At 61.7% G+C, this 17,605-nt stretch carries 18 protein-coding genes; 12 read left to right on the top strand and 6 right to left on the bottom strand.

Annotated elements, in window-relative coordinates; translation table 11 throughout:
• Positions 1–49 precede the first annotated feature (49 nt).
• The 5 genes from ACSBQQ_RS17395 to ghrB all read left to right on the top strand — a co-directional run bounded on the left by ACSBQQ_RS17395 (position 50) and on the right by ghrB (position 5,434).
• Complete coding sequence (locus tag ACSBQQ_RS17395; RefSeq protein WP_060429038.1) at positions 50–1,084, top strand: LacI family DNA-binding transcriptional regulator; 1,035 nt, start codon at positions 50–52, stop codon at positions 1,082–1,084.
• 166 nt (positions 1,085–1,250) lie between these two features.
• Positions 1,251–2,003, top strand: a complete 753-nt coding sequence (locus tag ACSBQQ_RS17390; protein ID WP_033653959.1) for a sugar phosphate isomerase/epimerase family protein — start codon at positions 1,251–1,253, stop codon at positions 2,001–2,003.
• A gap of 7 nt (positions 2,004–2,010) precedes the next feature.
• A complete protein-coding gene (locus ACSBQQ_RS17385; RefSeq protein WP_060429101.1) occupies positions 2,011–2,976 on the top strand; it encodes a sugar kinase in 966 nt (321 codons plus the stop codon).
• A gap of 139 nt (positions 2,977–3,115) precedes the next feature.
• Positions 3,116–4,384, top strand: a complete 1,269-nt coding sequence (locus ACSBQQ_RS17380; RefSeq protein WP_033636543.1) for an MFS transporter — start codon at positions 3,116–3,118, stop codon at positions 4,382–4,384.
• 72 nt (positions 4,385–4,456) lie between these two features.
• On the top strand, positions 4,457–5,434 hold the full coding sequence (ghrB, locus tag ACSBQQ_RS17375; RefSeq protein WP_016929588.1) for a glyoxylate/hydroxypyruvate reductase GhrB: 978 nt from the start codon (positions 4,457–4,459) through the stop codon (positions 5,432–5,434).
• Position 5,435: 1 nt separating this feature from the next.
• Here ghrB and ACSBQQ_RS17370 read toward each other — a convergent pair whose 3' ends face one another.
• Positions 5,436–5,588, bottom strand: a complete 153-nt coding sequence (locus ACSBQQ_RS17370; protein WP_019455508.1) for a hypothetical protein — start codon at positions 5,586–5,588, stop codon at positions 5,436–5,438.
• Positions 5,589–5,784: 196 nt separating this feature from the next.
• On the opposite strand from ACSBQQ_RS17370, the gene ACSBQQ_RS17365 reads away from it, so the two are divergent.
• The 4 genes from ACSBQQ_RS17365 (at position 5,785) to ACSBQQ_RS17350 (ending at position 9,911) form a co-directional block, all read left to right on the top strand.
• Positions 5,785–7,848, top strand: a complete 2,064-nt coding sequence (locus ACSBQQ_RS17365) for an alpha-amylase (RefSeq protein ID WP_060388267.1) — start codon at positions 5,785–5,787, stop codon at positions 7,846–7,848.
• A gap of 135 nt (positions 7,849–7,983) precedes the next feature.
• A complete protein-coding gene (locus tag ACSBQQ_RS17360; RefSeq protein WP_060388266.1) occupies positions 7,984–9,234 on the top strand; it encodes a valine--pyruvate transaminase in 1,251 nt (416 codons plus the stop codon).
• Between the two features lie 75 nt (positions 9,235–9,309).
• Positions 9,310–9,531, top strand: a complete 222-nt coding sequence (locus ACSBQQ_RS17355) for a ribbon-helix-helix domain-containing protein (RefSeq protein WP_039568270.1) — start codon at positions 9,310–9,312, stop codon at positions 9,529–9,531.
• Positions 9,531–9,911, top strand: coding sequence for a type II toxin-antitoxin system VapC family toxin (locus tag ACSBQQ_RS17350; RefSeq protein WP_033649548.1), 381 nt, complete (start codon positions 9,531–9,533; stop codon positions 9,909–9,911). Before ACSBQQ_RS17355 ends, ACSBQQ_RS17350 begins: the two co-directional genes overlap by 1 nt.
• Before the next feature lie 10 nt (positions 9,912–9,921).
• Here the strand turns inward: ACSBQQ_RS17350 and ACSBQQ_RS17345 are convergent, their stop codons facing one another.
• From ACSBQQ_RS17345 to ibpA, 3 genes are all read right to left on the bottom strand, one after another.
• Entirely contained in the window at positions 9,922–11,580 is a 1,659-nt protein-coding gene (locus ACSBQQ_RS17345) for a putative transporter (RefSeq protein WP_033649549.1), read from the bottom strand.
• 166 nt (positions 11,581–11,746) lie between these two features.
• Positions 11,747–12,175 (bottom strand): small heat shock chaperone IbpB, encoded by a 429-nt coding sequence (gene ibpB, locus ACSBQQ_RS17340; protein WP_004933922.1) that lies wholly within the window; start codon positions 12,173–12,175, stop codon positions 11,747–11,749.
• 100 nt (positions 12,176–12,275) lie between these two features.
• Complete coding sequence (gene ibpA, locus ACSBQQ_RS17335) at positions 12,276–12,689, bottom strand: small heat shock chaperone IbpA (protein WP_004933919.1); 414 nt, start codon at positions 12,687–12,689, stop codon at positions 12,276–12,278.
• Positions 12,690–12,999: 310 nt separating this feature from the next.
• Between ibpA and ACSBQQ_RS17330 the strand changes: the two genes are divergently transcribed.
• Entirely contained in the window at positions 13,000–13,347 is a 348-nt protein-coding gene (locus ACSBQQ_RS17330; RefSeq protein WP_049197081.1) for a YceK/YidQ family lipoprotein, read from the top strand.
• A 30-nt stretch (positions 13,348–13,377) separates the two neighbouring features.
• Here ACSBQQ_RS17330 and ACSBQQ_RS17325 read toward each other — a convergent pair whose 3' ends face one another.
• Positions 13,378–14,658: a DUF3748 domain-containing protein gene (locus ACSBQQ_RS17325; protein ID WP_041037321.1), complete on the bottom strand. Its 1,281-nt coding sequence runs from the start codon at positions 14,656–14,658 to the stop codon at positions 13,378–13,380.
• Positions 14,659–14,748: 90 nt separating this feature from the next.
• Positions 14,749–15,483, bottom strand: coding sequence for an acid phosphatase (locus ACSBQQ_RS17320; RefSeq protein ID WP_060429036.1), 735 nt, complete (start codon positions 15,481–15,483; stop codon positions 14,749–14,751).
• Between the two features lie 218 nt (positions 15,484–15,701).
• On the opposite strand from ACSBQQ_RS17320, the gene ACSBQQ_RS17315 reads away from it, so the two are divergent.
• Both ACSBQQ_RS17315 and ACSBQQ_RS17310 read left to right on the top strand, forming a co-directional pair.
• On the top strand, positions 15,702–16,670 hold the full coding sequence (locus ACSBQQ_RS17315; RefSeq protein WP_039568273.1) for a threonine/serine dehydratase: 969 nt from the start codon (positions 15,702–15,704) through the stop codon (positions 16,668–16,670).
• Entirely contained in the window at positions 16,657–17,598 is a 942-nt protein-coding gene (locus tag ACSBQQ_RS17310) for an ornithine cyclodeaminase family protein (RefSeq protein WP_039568275.1), read from the top strand. Before ACSBQQ_RS17315 ends, ACSBQQ_RS17310 begins: the two co-directional genes overlap by 14 nt.
• Positions 17,599–17,605 lie beyond the last annotated feature (7 nt).

Below are 17,605 nucleotides of genomic sequence, written 5' to 3'. Positions count from 1 at the left end.
CATCGGGTATGGTAGTCTCCTTGGCAATTAACCGCAGGAGGGATCGGCTGTGAGCACTGTCAAGGCAACGCGCGCCTCAGGGCGCGCCACCATCAGCGATGTGGCCAGCATCGCCAAAACCGGCAAGACCAGCGTGTCGCGCTATCTGAATGGTGAACAGCACCTGCTTTCCGACGATCTCAAACAGCGCATCGAACAGGCGATCCAGCAGCTCGACTACCGGCCAAGCCAGATGGCGCGCAGCCTGAAGGGCGGCCAGACCCGCCTGATCGGCCTGATCCTCGCCGATATCACCAACCCCTATTCGGTGGACGTGATGCGCGGCATCGAGGCCGCCTGCCGCCAGCACGGCTTTACCCTGCTGGTGTGTAACACTAACAACGAAGTCAATCAGGAACAGCACTACCTGCAGCTGCTCAGCAGTTACCGGGTGGAGGGCATCGTGGTCAACGCGGTCGGCATGCGCGAGGAAGCGTTATCCATGCTGCAGCAGTCGATGCTGCCGATGGTGCTGATCGACCGCAAAATCCCCGATTTCGCCTGCGACGTGGTGGGCCTGAACAACCGCGAAGCCGCCACCGTCGCCACCGAACACCTGCTGCAACAAGGTTTCGAAGCGATTTTGTTCCTCAGCGAGCCGCTCGGTACGGTCAATACCCGTCTCGAGCGCCTGCACGCTTTCAGACATACCATGGCGCAGCACCCCACGCTGTCAGCGGAGCAGGCCGAAACGCCGCTCAACGATCGGCAGAAGCTGGAGCAGGTGCTGAGCGATTTCAGCGGCCGCCATCGCGGCATGCGCAAGGCGGTGATCTCCGCCAACGGCGCCCTGACGCTGCAGGTGGCGCGCGCCATGCGCCGGCTCGGCATTCAGTGGGGCAACGACATCGGCCTGCTGGGCTTCGACGAGCTGGAGTGGGCGGAGCTGGCGGGCGTCGGCATCACCACGCTGAAACAGCCCACCTACCAAATGGGGCACGCGGCGCTGGAGCGGCTGGTGCAGCGCATTCAGGGCCTGGCCGCCCCCAGCGGCGAGCAGATGTTCTCCGGCGAGCTGATCGTTCGCGGCTCCACCACCCGCTAACCCGCCTTCTCCGGGGCCGTTGCCCGCCCCGCCCTCATCGGCTGTTTTTTGCTCAGCTTCGTGATTGCGATCATATTTTTACACTCTGTCGCTTTTCGCTGGAACCGGTTCCATTTAACGTACCGGTAACAGCAGCGGCGGCGACAATGCCGCCTCAGGAGTCAAAATGAAAACAGAAATCATCGTGGTCACCGGCGCCTACGGCACCGATACCGTCAAACAATACGGCGGCCAGCGCGCGCTGTTGCCCATCATCGCCGGCGCGGGCGCCGACGGGGTGGAGATCCGCCGCGAACTGTTCGCCGCCGGCGAATTGGACAGCCTGCCGGCCCTGGCGCAAGAAATCGAACGCCAACAGCTGTTCGCCGTCTACTCCGCCCCTGAGGCGCTGTTCACCCCGCAACATACGCTGAACCCCAACCTGGCGGCGCTGCTGGCGGAAGCGCAGGCGCTGAACGCGCGCCGGCTGAAGTTGTCCCTCGGCCATTTCCGCCCCGGTTTTGATTTTACCGAGCTGAAAGTGGCGCTGGAGCAGCACCCGGTCAAACTGGTGGTCGAAAACGATCAGACGCCGGACTGCGGCATTTTGTCGATGCTGAACGCCTTTTTCCACGCCGCGGAAGATAGCCACCTGCCGGTCAGCATGACCTTCGATATGGCCAACTGGCTATGGGTGGGGCAAGACGCTTTCGCCGCCGCCGAACGCCTGGCCCGCCACGTCGGTTACGTGCACGTCAAAGCCGCCACCCAAGGCCCGCGCGGCTGGCGCGCCGTCGCGCTGGACGATACCGACGGCAGCTGGCGCGATCTGCTGGCCCGCCTGCCGCACGATGCGCCGCGCGGCATCGAATTCCCGTTGCAGGGCGATGATCTGGAAGCCGTCACCCGCCATTACGTCAATATTTTGCGTGCGGAGTAACCCCATGATGACAACGTTAACGGCAACGACGGCGCAGCAGGCACCCCTGGATGTGGTCACGCTGGGCGAAGCCATGGCGATGTTCGTGGCGGCGCAAACCGGCGATTTGGCGGAGGTGGAAACCTTCACCAAACGCATCGCCGGCGCCGAGCTGAACGTGGCGATCGGCCTGGCGCGCCTGGGCATGAATGTCGGCTGGGTCAGCCGCGTCGGCAACGATTCGTTCGGCCGCTTCACCCTGCAGCAGCTGAAAAAAGAAGGCATCAACTACCGGCAGGTGACGGTCGACGGCCACTATCCCACCGGCTTTCAGGTGAAATCCAAAACCGCCGATGGTACCGATCCCAGCGTGGAATACTTCCGCAAAGGCTCGGCGGCCAGCCACCTGTCGGTCGCCGATTTCAACCCTGAGTATTTCGGTTCTGCGCGCCACCTGCACCTGAGCGGCGTGGCGGCGGCGCTGTCCAGCGAATCGCTGGCGCTGTGCCACCATGCGGCGCGCGAGATGCGCGCCATGGGCAAAACCATTTCATTCGATCCCAATCTGCGCCCGGTGCTGTGGCCCACCCGCGAGGTGATGATCGAGCAGTTGAACCAGCTGGCGTTCGCCGCCGACTGGGTGCTGCCGGGGCTGAAAGAGGGGCAGATCCTCACCGGCCAATCGACGCCGGAAGGCATCGCCGATTTCTATCTGGAACGCGGCGTGCAGGCGGTGATCATCAAAACCGGCCCGGACGGCGCCTGGTTTAAAACCGCCGCCGGCGACAAGGCGGCGGTGGCCGCGGTCAAGGTCGACAACGTGGTGGATACCGTCGGCGCCGGTGACGGCTTTGCCGTCGGCACCCTCAGCGCCCTGCTGGAAGGCAAAACGCTGATACAGGCGGTGCAGCGCGGCAACAAAATCGGTTCGCTGGCGATCCAGGCCATCGGCGACAGCGAGGGCCTGCCGACCCGCGCGGCGCTGGCCGAATAACAATAAAAAAACGACTTCTCCGCATGACGTCAACCTCTGGCCCTACAACCGGGACGCGTCGGGAGAGCATCTGCCCCTTCCTCTTGCATGCCCAGCGTGCCGGGCGAAGGGGACGCAACACCACTGAAGGATACTGAACATGAACAAAGCGACTGTCGCGGCCAAACGCTGGTGGTACATCATGCCCATCGTGTTTATCACCTACAGCCTGGCCTATCTCGATCGCGCCAACTTCAGCTTCGCCTCTGCCGCCGGCATCAATGAAGATCTCGGCATCACCAAAGGCATGTCCTCGCTGCTGGGCGCGCTGTTTTTCCTCGGTTATTTCTTCTTCCAAATTCCCGGCGCCATCTACGCCGAACGCCGCAGCGTCAAAAAATTGATCTTCTGGTGCCTGATCCTGTGGGGCGGCTGCGCCTCGCTGACCGGCGTGGTGAGCAATATTCCGATGCTGGCCGCCATCCGCTTTATCCTCGGCGTGGTGGAAGCGGCGGTAATGCCGGCGATGCTGATCTACATCAGCAACTGGTTCACCAAATCGGAGCGGTCACGCGCCAATACCTTCCTGATCCTCGGCAACCCGGTGACGGTGCTGTGGATGTCGGTGGTGTCCGGCTACCTGATCCACGCCTTCGGCTGGCGTGAAATGTTCATCATCGAAGGCATTCCAGCGGTTATCTGGGCGTTCTGCTGGTGGGTGCTGGCGAAAGACAAACCGGCGCAGGCCGGCTGGTTGAGTGCCGATGAGAAACAGGCGCTGCAGCAGCAGCTGGACGAAGAGCAGAAAGGCATCAAGGCCGTGCGCAACTACGGCGAAGCCTTCCGTTCGCGCAACGTGATCCTGCTGTGCGTGCAGTACTTCGCCTGGAGCATCGGCGTGTACGGCTTCGTGCTGTGGCTGCCTTCCATCCTGCGCAGCGGCATGCAGATGGGCATGGTGGAAGCCGGCTGGCTGTCGGCGGTGCCTTACCTGGCGGCGACCATCGCCATGATCGTGGTCTCCTGGGCGTCGGACAAAATGCAAAACCGCAAGCTGTTCGTCTGGCCGCTGCTGCTGATCGGCGCGCTGGCGTTCTTCGGCTCTTACGCCGTCGGCGCCAACCACTTCTGGATCTCCTACGGCCTGCTGGTGGTCGCCGGCGCCGCGATGTACGCCCCCTACGGGCCGTTCTTCGCCATCATTCCGGAAATGCTGCCGAAAAACGTCGCCGGGGGCGCCATGGCGCTGATCAACAGCATGGGCGCGCTGGGGTCGTTCTTCGGTTCGTGGTTCGTCGGCTATCTGAATGGCGCCACCGGCAGCCCGGCGGCCTCTTACATGTTTATGGCCATCGCACTGGTGGTGGCGGTGGTGTTGACGCTGATCGTCAAACCCGCCCGCAACGAGATCCAGCCGCAATTGGCTTGATCCGGTTATACTTTTTATCTGTTAACCCAACCGGGGGGCGCCATGCCCCCTTTGGCCCAGCTGGAGTTCGTGATGAAGCCTTCTATCGTATTGTACAAAAGCCTGCCCGCCGATCTGCGTGAACGGCTGGAGCAGCACTTCACCGTGCACGCCTTCAACGGCCTGCAGCCGGAGAACCGCGACGAACTGCGCCAGGCGCTGCAGCAGGCCGAAGGGATCATCGGTTCCGGCGGTAAAATTGACGAAGCCTTCCTGCAGCAAGCGCCCAAACTGCGCGCGGCCTCGACCGTTTCCGTCGGCTACGACAACTTCGACGTCGAGGCGCTCAACGCCCATAACGTGCTGCTGATGCACACCCCGACGGTGCTGACCGAAACCGTCGCCGACACCATCATGAGCCTGGTGCTGGCGACCGCGCGCCGGGTGGTGGAAGTGGCGGAGCGGGTGAAGGCCGGCGAATGGCGCGGCAGCATCGGGCCGGACTGGTTCGGCGTCGACGTGCACCATAAAACCATCGGCATCCTCGGCATGGGGCGCATCGGCCTGGCGCTGGCGCAGCGCGCGCACTTCGGCTTCGGCATGCCGGTGCTGTACAACGCCCGCCGCACGCACGAAGAGGCGGAGCAGCGCTTTAACGCGCGCCGCTGCGATCTGGATACCCTGCTGGCCGAGTCGGATTTCGTTTGCATCACGCTGCCGCTGACCGAACAAACCTTCCACATGATCGGCCGCGATCAGCTGGCGAAGATGAAGAAAAGCGGCATTCTGATCAACGCCGGCCGCGGGCCGGTCGTGGATGAGCAGGCGCTGATCGAAGCGCTGCAAAACGGCGTGATCCACGCCGCCGGGTTGGACGTGTTCGAGAAAGAGCCGCTGCCGGCCAACTCACCGCTGCTCAGCATGCCGAACGTGGTGGCGTTGCCGCACATCGGCTCCGCCACCCATGAAACGCGCTACGGCATGGCCGCCTGCGCGGTGGATAATTTGATCGCCGCGTTGACCGGCACGGTGAAAGAAAACTGCGTCAACCCGCAGCTGTTGCGGAAATAACTCAGCGCGGCCGGTGGTCTGCGGATAACCGGCCGTGTTGCTCTTCCTGCTGCGGCGCGAACAGCGCCTGCAGCTGATGTTCTTCGGCGAAGTGCTGCAATTCGGCATCCTGAATTGCCTGAACGATCTCTTCTCGCCAGTTTTTGTCCGTCATCGCTAACCTCCTTTGATGTTCATCGTTTAATCTGCCGCAGCGCGCGCGCAAAGCCAAGCCGAATCAATCCGAAAACGCTCCGCCCTTTCTCTCCTCCCCGAAAAACCCTCGCAGGGAGGAGGCTATTTTTCCGCCGTTTGCCACACTGGGCGCTACCCTGCGAGAAAAACGCTTCCTGCCGCGCGTAAGGAGAGCCATGAAACTGTTACCCCTGCCCTTGTTGATGCTGCTGTCGCCTTCGGTGCTGGCCGGCTGGACGCTGCCGGGTTTCCCGGCCTTCGACGAAACTGCCGCCGGGCTGTTTACCAGCCAGGCCGCGCTGCCCAAAGGCCAACTGCCGCTGCGCCTGTATCTGGATAACCACTGCTGGCAGCCGGCCGAGGCGGTGAAGCTTAACCAGACGCTGTCGCTGCAGCCCTGCGGCGCCCATCCGCCGGCCAGCTGGCGGCAGTTCCGCGCCGGCGACTATCAGGTGCGCATCGACACCCGCAGCGGCACGCCGACGCTGCAGCTCAGCCTGCGCAGCGCGCCGGAAAGCGCCGCCGTTGTTGCCCGCAGCTGCCCGCGCTGGGACGGCAAGCCGGTCACGGTCGACGTCGCCTCCACCTTCGCCGAAGGCGAAACGCTGCGCGATTTCTATTCCGGCCAAACGGCGCAGGTGAGCCAGGGGAAAATCACGCTGCAGCCCACCGCCGCCAGCGGCGGCCTGTTGCTGCTGGAGTCCGCCGCCACGGCGAAACCGGCGGCGTTCAGCTGGCATAACGCCACAGTCTACTTCGTGCTGACCGATCGCTTTGAGAACGGCAACCCGGCCAACGACCACAGCTACGGGCGCCGCAGCGACGGCCTGCAGGAAATAGGCACCTTTCACGGCGGCGATCTGGCCGGCCTGACGCAAAAACTGGATTATCTGCAGCAGCTCGGCGTCAACGCCTTGTGGATCAGCTCGCCGCTGGAGCAGATCCACGGCTGGGTCGGCGGCGGCACCAAAGGCGATTTCCCGCATTACGCCTATCACGGCTATTACGCGCTGGACTGGACTCGCCTCGACGCCAACATGGGCACCGAACAGGAGCTGCGCACGCTGGTCGAACAAGCGCATCGGCGCGGCATTCGCATTCTGTTCGACGTGGTGGTGAACCATGTCGGTTACGCCACGCTGGCGGATATGCAGACGTTTCACTTCGGCTCGCTGTATCTGCAAGGCGCGGAGGTGGAGAAAACCCTGGGGAAAAACTGGGGCGACTGGCGCCCCGGGCCAGGGCAAAACTGGCACAGTTTCAACGACTACATCAACTTCAGCGACAAGGCGGGCTGGCGCCAATGGTGGGGGAAAAACTGGATCCGCACCGACATCGGCGACTATGACTCACCGGGCTATGACGATCTGACGATGTCGCTGGCCTTCCTGCCGGACATCAAAACCGAAGCGCCCGGCGCCAGCGGCCTGCCGCTGTTCTATCGCCACAAACCCGACACCGCCGCGCGCGACATGCCCGGCGCCACCACCCGCGATTACCTGACCGTCTGGCTCAGCCAGTGGGTGCGCGATTACGGCATCGACGGTTTTCGCGTCGATACCGCCAAGCACGTGGAAAAACCGACGCTGGCGCTGTTGAAGCAGCGCGCCACGGCGGCATTGGCGGCGTGGAAAGCGGATCATCCGCAGCAGGCGCTGGATGACGCGCCGTTTTGGATGACCGGCGAGGCCTGGGGCCACGGGGTGATGAAAAGCGACTATTACCAAAACGGCTTCGACGCGATGATCAACTTCGACTTCCAGGACCAGGCGGCGCAGGCATTGGGCTGCTTTGCCGACATTGATGCCACCTACCGGCAGATGGCAGAGCGGCTGCAGGATTTCAACGTGCTGAGCTACCTCTCTTCACACGACACCCGGCTGTTCTTCGCCAGCGACGCCAAAGGCTCGCTGCCGCTGCAACAGCGGGCGGCGAACCTGCTGTTGCTGGCGCCGGGCGCGGTGCAGATTTACTACGGCGATGAAAGCGGCCGCCCGCTCGGCCCCACCGGTTCCGATCCGCTGCAGGGCACCCGCTCCGACATGAACTGGCGTGAGCTGCTGGGGGAAAAAGCCCCGATGCTGGCCCACTGGCAACGGTTGGGGCAGTTCCGCGCTCGCCATCCGGCGATCGGCGGCGGCGTGCAAACCCCGCAGCCACACGCCGCCTACTACGCCTTCAGCCGCCGGCTCGGCGACGATAAGGTGATGGTGGTGTGGGCCGGCGAACGGTCACAATAATCCAGCGTAATATGCTACCAATCGGCCAATGGGCGAAGTTTGTGCCCATTGGTCGATTTATCGGCCGCGTTGCAGCGGGATTTGTCTGGCGGTATGGTGGGGGATTACCTGCTAAGAAACAGTACTGCTGCACCTATGACTTTCTCACTTTTCGGCGAAAAATTTACCCGTTATGCGGGCATTACCCGTTTGATGGACGACCTGAACGAAGGCCTGCGCACCCCCGGTGCCATCATGCTCGGCGGCGGCAACCCGGCGCAGATCCCAGAGATGGAAGCCTACTTCAAACAGCTGTGCCAGGAGATGCTCGATCAGGGCAAACTGACCGAAGCGCTGTGCAACTACGACGGCCCGCAAGGCAAGGACGCGCTGCTGAAAGCGCTGGCCAATCTGCTGTGCGACGAGCTCGGCTGGGAGATTTCGCCACAGAATATTGCACTGACTAACGGCAGCCAAAGCGCGTTTTTCTACTTGTTCAACCTGTTCGCCGGCCGCTACGCCGACGGTTCGCGCCGCCGCGTGCTGTTCCCGCTGGCGCCGGAATACATCGGCTATGCCGACGCCGGGCTGGACGAAGGGCTGTTCGTCTCCGCCAAACCGAACATCGAGCTGCTGCCGGACGGCCAGTTCAAGTATCACGTTGATTTCGAACACCTCACCATCGGCGACGACATCGGCATGATCTGCGTTTCGCGGCCGACCAACCCGACCGGCAACGTGATCACCGACGAAGAGCTGATGAAGCTCGACCTGCTGGCGCAGCAGCGCGACATTCCGCTGGTGATCGACAACGCCTACGGCGTGCCGTTCCCCGGCATCATCTTCAGCGACGCCACGCCGCTGTGGAACCCGAACACCATCCTGTGCATGAGCCTGTCCAAGCTCGGCCTACCGGGCTCGCGCTGCGGCATCGTGATCGCCGACGAGAAGGTGATCACCGCGCTGACCAACATGAACGGCATCATCAGCCTGTCGCCGGGCAGCATGGGGCCGGCGATGGCGACGGAAATGATCGCGCGCGGCGATCTGCTGCGCCTGTCGAACGAGGTGATTCGCCCGTTCTACAAACAGCGCGTCGAGCACACCATCGAGATTATCCGCCGCTACCTGTCGCCGGAGCGCTGCCTGATCCACAAACCGGAAGGGGCTATCTTCCTCTGGCTGTGGTTCAAAGATCTGCCGATCACCACCGAAGTACTGTATCAGCGCCTGAAAAAGCGCGGCGTGCTGATGGTGCCGGGCCATTACTTCTTCCCGGGGCTGGAGCACGAATGGCCGCACACCCACCAGTGCATGCGCATGAACTACGTGCCCGATCCGGAGAAAATCGAGCGCGGCGTGGCGATCCTGGCGGAAGAGATCGAACGCGCGCATCAGGAAGGCTAACGCCAGCTGATTGAAAATCGACCGATAAAGATATACGATGCATATATCGTATATCTTTTTTTTGGAGGGCTAGCGATGACTCGCATCGTGATCGATTTACCTGAAGAAGACCTGCGGCAGCTCGACAATCTGAAAAATATCCGCCACATTCCCCGGGCCGAAATCATCCGTCAGGCCGTCTCCCGTTATCTGACGGAGAACCACGTTGAAGATCCCAGCAATGCTTTCGGGCTCTGGTCCGGGGCGATGGGCGATGGCGTAGACTACGAAAATCGTCAGCGCGAGGAGTGGGAATAATGGTGGCTCAACGGGCGTTATTCGACACCAATATCCTGATCGATTATCTCAACGGCATTCCTCAAGCCAAAGACGTTCTGACCGAATACCACATCAACCCGGCTATTAGCGCCATCACCTGGATGGAAGTGATGGTGGGTGCCAAAAAACAGGGGCCGGCGCTGGAGTTGAAAACGCGCCAGTTTTTAGGGCAATTCCTGCTGCTGCCTATTACCGATGAAGTTGCCGAACGCGCCGTAGAACTGCGCCACTCACAGCATGTGAAGCTGCCGGACGCCATTGTCTGGGCCACCGCGCAGGTGGGGTTCCGGACGCTCATCTCCCGCAACCCCAAAGATTTTGGCACTGACAACGGCGTGTTAATGCCTTATCGGCTGTAGTCGGGCAGCGTTACAGCGTCCAGAACAGCACCGCCAGCAGCTGCGGCGACATGATGCGCAGGAACATCGCCAGCGGATACACGGTGGCGTAAGACAGCGCGGCGGCGCCGCTGGTAGGATGCAGACCGTTGGCGAAGGCCAGCGCCGGCGGATCGGTCATCGATCCCGCCAGCATGCCGGACAGCGTCAGGTAGTTCATCTTGCCCACCGTGCGCGCCAGAATACCGACGCTCAGCAGCGGAATGGCGGTGATCAACGCGCCGTACCCGACCCACGTCAGCCCCTCGCCGTGCAGCAAGGTATCGATGAAGTTGCCACCCGACTTCAATCCGACCACCGCCAGAAACAGCACGATACCCAGTTCGCGCAGCGCCAGGTTGGCGCTCGGCGGCATAAACCAGTACAGCTTGCCGATGCTGCCGATGCGCCCCAGGATCAGCGCCGCCACCAGCGGCCCGCCGGCCAGCCCCAGCCGCAATGCCGCCGGGAAGCCGGGCACGAACAGCGGAATGGAGCCGAGCAGCACCCCAAGGCCGATGCCGATAAACACCGGCAGCATCTGCACCTGCTGCAGTTTTTGTTGGGCGTTGCCGACGATTGCCGTCACCGCGTCGATGGCCTCCGGCCGGCCGACCAGGTTCAGAATGTCGCCGAACTGCAGCGTCACGTTGCTGCCGGCCACCAGCTCCACGCCGGCGCGGTTGAGGCGTGAAATCACCACGTCATACTTCTGCTTCAGGTTCAGATCGCGGATTTTCTTGCCCAGCACCTGCTCGTTGGTCACCACCGCCCTCACCACCTGCAGCGCGGTGCCGCGCGTGGACAGCGAGGCGTCCACCTCTTCGCCGATCACCAGTCGGGCGTTCTCCAGATCTTCGCGTTTGCCCACCAGGTGCAGGTAGTCGCCCAGCTCAAGCCGCTCGTGCGGCGCCGGCACCATCAGCAGCTCCCCGCGTTTGAGGCGCGAACAGACGATCGCTTCACCGTTGAGCAGCGGCACCTGCTTGATCGCCATGCCCTGCAGATTGGGGTTGCGCACCGCCACGTTGATGGCGTGCAGCAGCTCACGCTGATTGCCCAGGCTGCTTTCAAACGCCTGCGCCTCGCGCTCGATGTTGATGCGAAAAAACAGCCGAATCAGCCACATCACCAGCAGGATGCCGCATATGCCGAACGGATAGGCCATGGCGTAACCCATCCCCATGCCGTCCACCAACGCCGGATCGGAACCGAGATCGGTCAGGATTTGCTGACCGGCGCCCAGCGCCGGGGTGTTGGTGACCGCGCCGGAGAACACGCCGAGGATGATCGGCAGCGGCACGTCGAACAGCTTGTGTACCGCCGCCGCCACGACGCCGCCGGTCAGCACCAGCAGCACCGCGAAGGCGTTGAGGCGCAGCCCGGAGACGCGCAGCGAAGAGAAGAAACCGGGGCCGACCTGAATGCCGATGGTGTACACGAACAGGATCAGGCCAAACTCCTGAATAAAGTGCAGCATGTCCCCGTTCAGGTTGATTTGCCCGCTCTGGGCGAAGTGGCCGACCAGGATGCCGCCGAACAGCACGCCGCCGATGCCCAGCCCAACGCCGTACAGCTTCCAGTTCCCCATCCACAGCCCAATGACGGCCGCCAGCGCCAACATGCTGACGGTCAGGGCGATATCGCTCATAGGTCACATCCTTGCCAAAGTTGAAAAGGAATTTGCGGCCAAAGACACACAATTAACAAGGATTATGACATCGGACAAACGGGGGGACTGTGGCATGCGCCACATAACGCAGCGGGGGAGACCCGTCTGGATCTCCCCCGCATGATGATGACCGTTTTTCAGTCGGTTATTTGGCTTCCAGCTCCGGCGTCGCCCCGATGGCGATGCGCTGCGGCTGCAAGGCTTCCGGCACCTGACGCACCAGATCGATGTGCAGCAGGCCGTTTTCAAATTTGGCCTCCGACACCTGCAGATGCTCCGCCAGGGTGAAGGTCAACTGGAACTCTTTGCACACCAGGCCCTGATGCAGGTATTCGACCTGTTTTTCCGGCGGAGTGGGTTTACCGCTGACGGTCAGCCGCGGCCCTTCCACTTCAATATTCAGTTCGCTCTGCCGGAAACCGGCCAGCGCCAGAGAAATGCGGTAGTGATTGTCATCGCTTTTCTCGATGTTATACGGCGGGAACCCCTGGGGTTCCTGGCCGCCCATTGAGCTGGCCAATTTATCAAAACCAATCCACTGACGCAGAAGCGGGGATAAATCGTAATTACGCATAGGAACAACTCCTTTCATTAAGCGAGATGTGTTTATTCAGCCCCCTGACGGCAGGCTAGGTATTATTTGCCGGCAGCGTACCTGCCGGCGAAACGGAAATTTATTTAATTTCGATGCGGCGCGGTTTTAATGTTTCCGGCACGATGCGTTGCATGTCGATATACAACAGGCCATTCTCCAGTTTGGCACCTTTAATTTGAATGTGTTCGGCCAGCTGGAATTTACGCTCGAAATTGCGCTCGGCGATGCCCTGATATAAATAGGTTTTTTCTGCCGGTTCGTTATTGTGCGCCCCGCGCACGATCAGCAGATTATCTTGCGTGGTGATCTCCAGCTCCTGCTCGGCAAACCCGGCTACCGCGATGGCGATGCGATAATGATTTTCGTCCACCAGCTCGACATTATAAGGCGGATAACCGCCGTTGCCCTGACTCTGGCCGGCTTCCAGCGCGTTGAACAGGCGATCGAAACCAATGGCGGAACGGTATAGCGGGGAAAGATCAAAATTACGCATAAAACAGCCTCCTAAGGCACTTCAGCGAGGTTGAAATAAATACGCCTTCCACTCTGGACAGGCTAATTAAGCCAGAATTCCCTTACGGCGAATTCTCAATTCGGCTCTGATGATAAAATGGGGGTTGATTTCATAAATTCAACAGGCGAGGATCAAAAAAACTTCGTACCGATTAGGCGAAAGTTTTTTTACCACTTACACTAAAGTGAGAGAGCCGCCACAGAGCGGGATTTTGCTTCTTTTAAAGCAGCGACAGGATGTTATAACTCAGCTTAATTTTAGGGGCACAGCAACCCTGCAGGATGGATTAATGACGACGATGAAAGCGATAGCGACGGGCTGCATGTTGTTGGCGACCAGCGGTTGCTCCAGCGTGATGAGCCATACCGGCCCGAATCAGGGTTACTATCCCGGCACCCGCGCCAGCGTGGACATGCTGAAGGACGACAACACCAGTTGGGCGATGATGCCGCTGGTGGCACTGGATCTGCCGTTCTCTGCGGTGATGGACACCGTACTGCTGCCTTACGACTATCTGCGTTCCGGCAACGACGCCACCACAGACTCGCCAAAAGCGCGCATCCTGCGCAGCGAGCAGCAGAATCTGGCGGCAACCGGCAATCCCGGCGAAGGCAACGACAGCGCCGCCACACACTAATCACACACGCAGCGGGCCATCAGGCCCGCCTTACACCTCAACCACAAAGATCTGGTTGAATCCCGCTATCTCGCGCATAAACGCCACTTTCTTGCCGTCCGGTGAAAACACCACGGCGTCCCCTGACGGCGGCTGCGCGCTGCGCTGCGTCAAACGCTGTAGACGGCCGCCGGCGACCTCGCACAGCATCACGCTGTTGTCACACACCAAGGCAATCGCCCCGCCCTGCGGGTGCCAGCTGAAGGCAGACTGGATATCATGCTCGCTGTGGCTCACCTGGCGCGGCTCCCCGCCGTTCGGCGACACCGTCCACAGCTGCACCACGCCGCCGTCATCCTTCATCAAAAACGCGATCTGGCTGCCGTCCGGCGAGCTGCGCAGCCAGTGGCGCGGTGCGCCGGCCACGCCCGGAAAACGACGATCGCCGGTAAAGGTCACCCGCCGCTGCCTGACGCCCTGCGGCGGCGCCGGCAGCTCGCTTTCCGTTCCCTGCAGCGGCAGAGCGCCCGCCCTGGCGTAATCGGCATCGTTCTCCGGCAGATCAACGATAAACACCTCCGGCAGCTTTTCACCGGCGGCGGACAGCGTATCGCCGATGAACGCCAGCGCCCAGCGCTGCCGGCTGCCGTCGGCCTTACGGTAACCTTCGCGGCCAATCCAGCCTTCTTCGTAAGCACGATTGATCTGATCGCTGCCCGGCTGCGGCTGCGGCACGGTCTCGCTGACCAGCACGCAATAGTGGCTGCCGTCATACTCGCGCGGATGCTGTTTCGGCGGATTGACCCCGTGCAGTGGCACGGCCACCCCAACGTTGCGCAGATCGCGCGCTGGATCGCACTCGTGCATGACGTGATCGTTATAGGTAAAGCTGAGGCGGCTGCCGTCCGGGCTGAAAACGTGCACATGGCTGCCGCCGCGCAGCGCGCCGGGGGTGTAGGGGGCGGTGATATCCAGCGCGTCGAGGGTGATGGCCAACTCGCGATCCGGTTCGCTGACGATCACCCCGCGGCGGTGGTGAAAATCATATTGCCAGGCGCTGTCCGGGTGCTCCGGGCCATGGATAAAGGCATAGCGCGCCGGCGCATCGGGGCTGACCGTGACCACGCCGACGTGGGCGCCGTGCTGAGCGCGATAAACCACCTCCACCGCGCCGCTGGCGACGTTGACCCGCTCGATGCTCAGACCGGTGAAAGAGGCGCCGCGCGGGCGCACGTCATAAGCCAGCCATTGGCTGTCCGGCGTCCAGACGTTGATATTGGTTAACTGATGCCCGCGAGGGTCGAAAGTCAGCTGTTTTTCCCGATGGCTCATGGCGGTTCTCCTGCGCATGCCGGCACTGAGTCGCCATCTTACCGGATCGGCGGCAGCGTTTCATATGGCGCGCTGCCGCGTGAAGCAGGGTTATTTTTTCAGGGCGTTGAATTCCGTTTTGGCCCTTTGCAACTGCGCGGCGAAGGTGGGCTCCGCGTGCAGTCGGGCGACGATGGCCGAGGCGACCAAGCGCGCGGCGGTCACGTCGCTTTGCCAGTGATAACCGCAAATCACCCGGCTCTGGCCCATCTCATAGCCGCGCTGCAGTATCGTCCCCTGCCTGGGAGGGTTAATCTCCGCCAGCACCAGCGCGGTCGCCCAACCGATGGCGGTGTGCCCGGAAGGATAAGAGCCGTTCGTCGATAGCGTGCTCTCTTCATCCGGTCGGCAAGTGGGCTCATGGTAAAAAGCGAACGGCCGAATGCGCATATAGTGATTTTTGACGCTGCGGGTAGCCAGATCGCCGGCGTCTTCACGCATTTTCATCACCAGTTTGAACAGCTCCGGCGTATTATCCTGGGTGATTTCCGTACCGAAAGCGCCGGATAATGCGGCGGCGACGCCATCCCCCGTTACGTGTGCGTCGTGATAAGCCTGTTTGCCCCGTTCGGTATTACGCAATAATTTCCCGGCATCATATTGCGCCTTGTCATTCATAAAATCGATGCTGTCAACGGCGGGCGGCGGCGGCAATAACGCCAGGCTGTCTATCGATTGCGACTCTTGCAGAAAATAGACCTCCGGTTGGGTGGTCACATCTTTGGCGGCGAAACCAAACGGTGTCAGCGCGGCGTAGGTTAATGAGGCGAGTAATATTTTTTTCATTGTCGTTCCCTTATTAAAATAATTGAGCGGTTGCGACTTCCTTAACGCAAATAAATAAAAAATCGTGCCGCTAAACTATACGTTAATGATTATTTTTCGCCGCCAGTGCGATCACATTACCCCGTGCCCGCTTTTGCCCGGCGGCCGGGCGACGGGGTTTACAATTAATACAAAAAAGTACAAACTGGATTTTTAAGTCCAAACATTCTGGAGCCGGTATGAACCCCCTCTTCGATGCCATTGTTTCTGCCCATCAACAGCTGCGCCCTCAGGTACGGGTCACGCCATTGGAGCGCAGCGTGCTGCTTTCACAGCAGCTGGGCTGCGAGCTGTATCTGAAATGCGACCATCTGCAGCACACCGGCTCCTTTAAATTTCGCGGCGCCAGCAACAAGCTAAGGTTACTGGATAGCGAGCAACGCCGGCGCGGCGTGATCGCCGCCTCTACCGGCAACCACGGCCAGGCGGTCGCTTTGGCGGGGCAGCTGATGGGCGTTGGCGTCACGGTTTATGCGCCAGAGACGGCGGCGAGCATCAAGCTAGACACCATCCGCGCGCTGGGCGGCACCGTGGAACGGGTGCCGGGCGATGCGCTGAACGCCGAACTGGCCGGAGAACAGGCCGCCCGCGAACAGGGAAAAACCTATATCTCGCCGTATAACGACGAGCAGGTGATCGCCGGCCAGGGCACCTGCGGCATGGAGCTGGTTGAACAGCTCACCGGTCTGGACGCCGTGTTCGTGGCGGTCGGCGGGGGTGGCTATATCGCCGGTATCGGCACCGTTCTGCGGCAATTGTCGCCGAACACGCAGCTTATCGCCTGCTGGCCGGAAAACGCCACCAGTATGTACAGCGCGCTGGAAGCGGGCCATATCTTCCCGGTGGAAGAGCAAGACACCCTGTCCGACGGCACCGCCGGCGGCGTCGAGCCGGGCGCCGTGACCTTCCCGCTGTGCCAACAGCTGATCGACCGCAAAGTGCTGGTCAGCGAGACGGAGATCAAGCACGCGATGCGCCGGATCGCCGCCAGCGATCGGTGGATTATCGAAGGCGCGGCCGGCGTGGCGCTGGCGGCGGCGATCAAGCTGGCACCGGAATACCAGGGAAAAAAAGTGGCGGTGGTGCTGTGCGGTAAAAACATCGTGCTGGAGAAGTACCTCAAGGCCATCGCCGATGCACATCCTTAATCGGCAGCAAATCCTCGCCGCGTTCGACGCCGAGGCTATAACCCCGCTGTTGAAGCAGGGTTTTATCGCCTATTCGCAACGGCGGGTGCAACAGCCGCCGGTACAGCATTTCCTGTTCGAGCAGGCCGCCGGCGATTGCTGCATCAAATCCGCCTGGCTGGAAGGCGAAGAGATGTTCGTGGTCAAGGTCTCCGCCGGTTTCTATCGCAACGCCGAACGCGGTTTGGCCAGCAATCAGGGGCTGGTGGTGGCGTTCTCCGCCCAGACCGGCGAACCTCGGGCGCTGCTGCAGGATGAGGGCTGGCTGACCGCGCTGCGCACCGCACTGGCCGGCCGCATCGCCGCCGAACTGTGCGCGCCGCCGCATATTCAGGCGATCGGCATGGTCGGCACCGGCCTGCAGGCCCGGCTGCAGCTGCAATGTCTGAAACCGGTGACCGATTGCCGCGAAGTGTGGGTGTGGGGCCGCAACGATCAGGCGCTGGCGGCGTATCGGCGCGAAGCCGAGGCCGAAGGTTTTCGGGTGCGGGTTACGCAGGATGCGGCGGAACTGGCGGCGCACTGTCAGCTGATCGTCACTACCACGCCCAGCCGCGAACCGATTTTACAGGCGGCGGATATTCGGCCCGGCACGCACATCACCGCCGTGGGTGCCGACGCGCCCGGCAAGCAGGAGCTGGCGACCGATCTGGTGGCTCGCGCGGACGCACTGCTGGTCGATGCGCTGGCGCAGTGCGCTGACTATGGCGAGATCGCGACGGCTTATCGGCAAAATAGGCTGATTTCAACGCCAATCGTCGAAATGGGCGCCATCTTGGCGCTGGGAGGGCGGTTGCGAAGCGAGCCGCTGCACATCACCATCGCCGATCTTACCGGGCTGGCGATTCAGGATCTGCAGATCGCCAAAGGGGTGTTGGCGGCAATATAAAGGGGCG

The organism is Serratia sp. G204Y, from assembly GCF_051172435.1.
Taxonomy (GTDB): Bacteria; Pseudomonadota; Gammaproteobacteria; order Enterobacterales; family Enterobacteriaceae; genus Serratia; species Serratia sarumanii.
This window is presented reverse-complemented; position numbering and strand designations above follow the sequence as displayed.